This is a genomic window from Moorena sp. SIO4G3, from assembly GCF_010692305.1.
In the GTDB taxonomy this organism is placed as follows: Bacteria; Cyanobacteriota; Cyanobacteriia; order Cyanobacteriales; family Coleofasciculaceae; genus Moorena; species Moorena producens_A.
In genome coordinates this window covers 1-6,256 of sequence record NZ_JAAHIG010000463.1, presented here as the reverse complement: position 1 = coordinate 6,256, position 6,256 = coordinate 1, and the positions used below count along the sequence as shown (strand labels likewise).

Annotated in this window: 5 protein-coding genes; 4 read left to right on the top strand and 1 reads right to left on the bottom strand. The window is 45.5% G+C overall.

What is annotated here, in order from left to right:
- Window positions 1–244: 244 nt before the first annotated feature.
- Window positions 245–991 (bottom strand): creatininase family protein, encoded by a 747-nt coding sequence (locus tag F6J99_RS40075; protein WP_293121728.1) that lies wholly within the window; start codon window positions 989–991, stop codon window positions 245–247.
- Between the two features lie 256 nt (window positions 992–1,247).
- On the opposite strand from F6J99_RS40075, the gene F6J99_RS40070 reads away from it, so the two are divergent.
- The 4 genes from F6J99_RS40070 to F6J99_RS40055 all read left to right on the top strand — a co-directional run.
- A complete protein-coding gene (locus tag F6J99_RS40070) occupies window positions 1,248–1,994 on the top strand; it encodes a response regulator transcription factor (protein WP_293121726.1) in 747 nt (248 codons plus the stop codon).
- Window positions 1,995–2,149: 155 nt separating this feature from the next.
- Window positions 2,150–3,457, top strand: coding sequence for a PAS domain-containing sensor histidine kinase (locus tag F6J99_RS40065; RefSeq protein WP_293121724.1), 1,308 nt, complete (start codon window positions 2,150–2,152; stop codon window positions 3,455–3,457).
- 592 nt (window positions 3,458–4,049) lie between these two features.
- Complete coding sequence (gene phoU, locus F6J99_RS40060; protein WP_293121722.1) at window positions 4,050–4,712, top strand: phosphate signaling complex protein PhoU; 663 nt, start codon at window positions 4,050–4,052, stop codon at window positions 4,710–4,712.
- A gap of 451 nt (window positions 4,713–5,163) precedes the next feature.
- Window positions 5,164–6,256, top strand: a 1,093-nt coding sequence (locus F6J99_RS40055; RefSeq protein ID WP_293121720.1) for an iron uptake porin, incomplete at its 3' end; no start/stop codon positions are given.

Sequence of the window (6,256 nt, the reverse complement as noted above, 5' to 3'; positions counted from 1 at the left end):
ATCTGACAAATTAGTTGGGAGGAAGCAACTCCAATGACTAACAATTCGTGATTCAGCCTTCTATGAGTGTTAGATAAATTTGGCCAAAATTCCGACTATTTGTCCAAAATTCTCCCCATCTCCCCATTCCCCTCCTGGGAGGGGAATGGGGTGGGTCCCCATCTCCCCATCTATTTTTGGCGAGAATGAAACAGCCCTGCTCCTGGGAGGGGTTAGGGGTGGGTTCCGATTCCCGATTCCCGATTCACTCTGCTGCGAGAAACTCCAAATAACTAGCACTCAACTCCTTGACTGCCAACTCATAAAACTGCTTACCATGTTGGGGTGTGGCTAGGGCTGGATTAGACCCCATACGACCATCGGGATAACGGCGACGAAAATCTGCGGCTCCATAAATTGGGTGTCCAGACGCAACGGTTTCTGAGAGGGGTGCTTGTTTAATTGCTTCGGGATAGACATATTGGGTAAGTGCTACCTCAGAAGGAGTAGCATGGGAACCTTCTTGATCCCCATACAATTCTTTAGCTAACTGATAGACAGAACGGCACATAAACCAATTAGCTACCCGACACTGAACCGCTTCACTATTAGGAATCTGTAAATCGCTCAAGTGGGCGTAACTTTCAGAAAACGCTGCCTTAAGGGTAGCGATATTACCCCCATGACCATTGATAAAGAAAAACTTGGTAAACCCAGCTCTGGTCAAGCAAGTTAGGTAGTCTTTGATTACCTGAATTAACGTACTCGGTTTCAAACTGATGCTACCGGGAAAAGCCGTGTGGTGTAGCGCCATCCCGACATTAATGGTGGGAGCAACTAGGGCTAGGGTTGCCTCAGACACACCTTTTGCGATCGCTTCTGCACATATTGCGTCGGTGCCAATCAACCCAGTTGGTCCATGTTGTTCCGTTGAACCAATGGGCAGAATAATCCCTTGTGATTGCTTTAGGTAAGCTTCAATTTCTGTCCAAGTACTCAAGTGTAACAGCATGGTTAATTTTAGAGGGTTAGTTGTTGTCTCATCTGCCCAACCTCTCGTTGCTAGTAGGTGCAGAGGTTTTGTTTGGCTGTAAGACTTGGTATTCTATCTTAATTAGGCACAATGGATCCATAATCTATCCGCAGCCAGATAAGATTTTGGTAAAAATCCGGTTAATTGATGATTAAGTCAATATTCTGATTGACAGATGCGTGGCACTGCTTGTATATCTTGACTTGTAACCTCAGTTACCAACTTTTCTTACTTTATGCTTGCTCTCGACATACCCCACAGTCTTTCCGGTTCAGAACTGACCAAGGCTAAACAAGTCTTAGTGGTGGAAGACGAAGAACTAATCCGAGAAATGATCGTCCTAGCCCTGGAAGAAGAAGGTTATGAGGTTTTAACTGCTTCGGACGGCGCTACAGCTTTGAGTATGCTTCAGGATAGCGATCAAACTGGTTACTATGTGGATTTGCTCATATTAGACCTAATGTTACCTCAGGTTAATGGTTTAGATCTGTGTCGGTTGCTACGTTATCGAGGAAATCCCATTCCGATCATGATTCTCAGTGCCAAAGCTAGTGAAACAGATCGGGTTTTAGGTTTGGAAGTTGGTGCAGACGACTACCTCACTAAACCGTTCAGTATGCGGGAGTTGATTGCTCGTTGCCGAGCCTTAATTCGTCGCCAACACTTGAATGGTATGACTCCAACACCAGTGCAGCAATTCCGAGAGATCAAGCTGTACCCCCAAGAGTGTCGGGTGACGGTTCGGGGAGAAGACGTTAATTTATCTCCCAAGGAGTTTCGACTTTTGGAGTTATTTATTAATCATCCCCGCCGAGTTTGGTCTCGGGAGCAATTAATTGATCAAGTATGGGGAATCGATTTTGTGGGAGATACAAAAACAGTGGATGTTCATATTCGCTGGTTACGGGAAAAATTAGAGGAAGACCCCAGTAAACCAGAATACCTGATCACTGTACGCGGTTTTGGTTATCGCTTTGGATAAATAATGAAAGAGAGATAAAGGATAGATAAAGGATAGATAAAGGATAGATAAAATATCAAGAATCAAGGATAAATAATGAATGAAATATGAAGGAGAGATAAAGGATAAAGTAGTATAAAGTACGAAGTCCTTAATACTTCATATTGTTTTTTCTTATGACCCTCCTAGCATTTTTACTAGGTCTGGCTTTGGGAATTGGGCTGTGGCTGTGGCAGCAGCACCAACTCAAACGACGGCTACAGCAAATGTTGGGAACACTACAGGCGGATGGTACCAGCAACTCATTGTCAGCAGTTTCTCGTTTGCGGCAAGCGATCGCAATAGCCAATCATCAACGAGAAGTGATGGAGCAGGAACTGCAAACCTGGCAAGAATTACTTCAGGTAGCCCCCTTAGGTTATTTTCTGGTAGATGAAGAAAACCAGTTACTCTGGTGCAACCAGCAAGCACGTCAGTTATTACATATTCATGACTGGGAATCAGGAGAAATCCGCTTATTACTGGAGTGGGTGCGTTCCTACGAATTAGATCAGCTGATTCAAACTACCCGTCAGCAGCAGCAACCTGGGATCTGTGAATGGGTATTTCACCCCAGTTGCTTAAATGGGGAGGCCATGGGTGAAATGCGATCGCTTTATCTAAGAGCTTCCAGTTGGCCCTTACCCCAGAAACAAGTTGGTGTGTTTCTGGAAAATCAACAACCTTTGGTAGAACTGGCTGAGTCTCGTAACCAGTGGTTTGGGGATTTAGCCCACGAACTAAGAACCCCTTTAACCTCCATTAGTTTAGTGGCGGAAACGTTACAGAGCCGTCTGGAGCCTCCGGAAAGCCGCTGGGTACAGAAAATGCTGGCAGAAGTCAAACGCCTGATTCAGCTTGTGGAAGATTGGCTGGAAATTAGTAAACTCAAGCAAGACCCGACTCTACATCTTAAGTGTCAATCCATAGAACTAAAGAGTTTAATTTTTAGGGTCTGGCAAACCCTAGAACTGCTAGCCCAACAGAAAGACTTAACTCTTGCCTATCATGGACCCAATCAATTGTATCTCGAAGCTGATCCCTCTCGCCTGACTCAGGTGTTTCTGAATTTATTTGACAACAGTATTAAACACAGCCCACCTCAGGCTGCTATTCGAGTTGAGGTTAATGCTATATCTTCCCAGAAGGCAGCTGTTTGCGATACTTGGATTCAAATTAAGGTGATCGACGCAGGAGATGGTTTTGCCGAGTCAGATTTACCCCGTGTCTTTGAGCGACTTTACCGGGGAGATCAGTCAAGGGCTAGAGAGCAGACTAATTATAGTAATGGAGACCCCTTACCTGTTCGTCGTGGCAGTGGTCTAGGACTATCCATTGTGCAGCAAATTATTGAAGCTCACGGTGGCTCTATCCTAGCCACCAATCACTGGGAAACAGGTGGTGCCTGTATAGAAATTGCACTTCCAGATACTACCAAAGGTTGATTCAATTTGCTATTACTAAGTGTTATAGTGTCTTATCCTGCTCGCCCTGGTAGGTTGTTTGGTTAAAGGTTAAAGGTTGAAAGTTAAAGGTTAAAGGTTAAAGGTTAAAAGTTGTTTGGTTGTTACCGTAGCGTGGCCAATAGGCCAAGGTTGTTGGCCCAAGGCATTCCCGTAGGGTAGCTTGAAGGCCAAGGGCCAATAGGCCAAGGTTTAATAACCAGCTAACCTGTAACCAGCTAACCTGTAACCAGCTAACCTATAACCAGCTAACCTGTAACCAGCTAACCTGTAACCAGCTAACCTGTAACCAGCTAACCTGTAACCAGCTAACCTGTAATCGGCTAACCTGTAACCCCTAAAACTTTCATTAAAATACTGCCTGTTAATTTGTTCACCGGAAGGATGGCTAAGCGCGATTGGCCTTTGGCCACGCTACGCGAACGCATCTAATCAAGATGTCCTGTTGGGCAGTTATTTATGTTAAGTGCTTTCTTACCCATGCATAAATGTAAAGGACAGGGGCTTCCAGCCTTCCCTTACCAACCCCTATTTTCTGGTGAGTTTATCTTCTCATAGTACTTCGCTGACCAACATGTCTGAGCGTTCCCACTTCCAGCGCTCTCTGAAGCGTTTGGCACAAGATGTTTTGCGTATGGGGGCTCTGGTAGAGCAATCTTTTCGACTGAGCCATCAAGCCCTCTTTGATCGCAATCTCGAGACTGCCCAACATCTTGCCTCTCTTGATAAGCGCATTGATGGCTACTATCACCAAATTGAGATGGAATGTGTGACGCTAATGGCTCTGCAATCTCCCGTTGCCCAAGATTTACGGCTTCTGAGTGCCTTTATGCAACTAGTACGAGATTTAGAGCGCATTGGTGATTATGCTGAAGACCTGGGAGAACTATCAATCAAGCTGTTTCCTTATCCACCCCATCCCTGTCTGCCAGAAGTTGAACTGATGTCTCATCATGCCCAAGCTATGCTGGCAACAAGTTTGAAAGCCCTAGCGGATTTAGATGCCATTGCTGGGCAAACGGTCAAAAAGCTGGACGACACAGTAGACGATGCTTATGACCAACTGTATCAAACCTTGGCCAGTCAACGGGATATCAAGGGTGTTGTTGAACCAATTCTTTTACTAGGACTAGTGATTCGCCATTTAGAACGAATGGCTGACCATGCTACCAATATCGGTCAACGAGTCTCTTATATTGTCACTGGTCACCGTTCAGGAGTTCTTCCTAGGCGTTAAGTTCACGAATTACATAGCAATCCGATCTGAGTTGTTTAATACCAGAACAAGCCAACAGGGCAAAGATGGGTAAGAATCTGAACCGCTGGCTTGTTGACGTTGCAATTAGGATTGCTTTATCATATCCTAGCCAAATAATATGCTAGCCCTAAACATAAAACCATCCTTCTTAACCTGAGTATTACCAAAGCCTTACCTCCTCTTCAACCTCAACCGGTAAAATCTAGAGCGCACAGACACCCATTGCTCTGTTGCTTAAAAACATTGGTATCCTACGTCACTACAATCGAGTATTTTTCTCGAAAAGCTAGCTCCCCTGATCACACAAAGAATGATATGCTAATCCAGAGTTGTCCTATAACTACGGAATTTTAGTGGTTGTAGGAAAAAGTTGCGGACTGCATTGAGTCCAAGAGTGTTGTCTATTAGGTGTGAGGTTGATTGATAAAGGATGTCAACAAGTTTTTGGAATACGATCAAATATAGTCCAGCTTTGCTAGGGGCTTCACTGCTGGTGGCTAACAGTGCCTATGGTGCTCCCAGCCTTGAGGAATCTTCTACTGAAACTCAAGTGGCTTCACCAGAGCTAACGGTTGCCCAGGCTACCGGTGAGTCTAACTCGGAAATTTTAAAACAAATCAATATCTACAACAACGAGGGCAAGGATGTAGATTCGATAGACCAGGTCACCAGTGTTTCCCAACTGCGGGACGTATCTCCTGGTGACTGGGCCTATGAAGCTCTGCGCTCTCTGGTAGAACGCTATGGCTGTATTGCTGGTTATCCTAACCGCACATTCCGTGGAAACCGGGCAACTACTCGTTATGAATTTGCGGCTGGTTTGAATGCTTGCTTGAACCAGATTGAGCGGTTAATTGCAGCTAGCACCGCTGACTTTATTACCCGGGAGGACCTGGAAACCCTGCAACGGCTGATTCAAGAGTTTGAAGCAGAATTGGCTACCTTAGGGGCACGGGTGGATAACCTAGAAGGTCGGGTGGCTTTCCTAGAAGACCATCAGTTCTCCACCACCACCAAACTAAAAGGGGAAGTTCTGTTTACCTTTGCTGGTGCCTTTGGGGATCAAAAAGCTGATGGTAGTGGGGATGGCATTGATGAAAACATTACCTTCAGCAACCGGGTACGTCTGAATTTCGATACCAGCTTCACTGGTAAAGACCGGTTGAGAACTCGTTTGCAGGCAGGAAACTTTACTAGGCTCAGTGATGTCACTGGTACCGACATGGCTCGCTTGGGTCATGATGCCGGTGGTGGCAACGATGTTGAGATTAATGACTTGTACTACCGTTTCCCCATTGGTAAGAAATTCAGGGGTTATGTGGGAACCACTGGCCTTGACTTGGATAACATTTTCAACCCGACCAACCCCTTCCTGGCAAGCAGTGGCAGTGGTGGCTTATCTCGGTTTGTCCGCCGTAACCCCCTAACCCTTCGCGGAGCAGGGGGAGCTGGTGCCGGTTTCAGCTATAAATTTAGTAATGCCTTGAAACTATCAGTACTTTATCTAGCTGATGATGGTGATA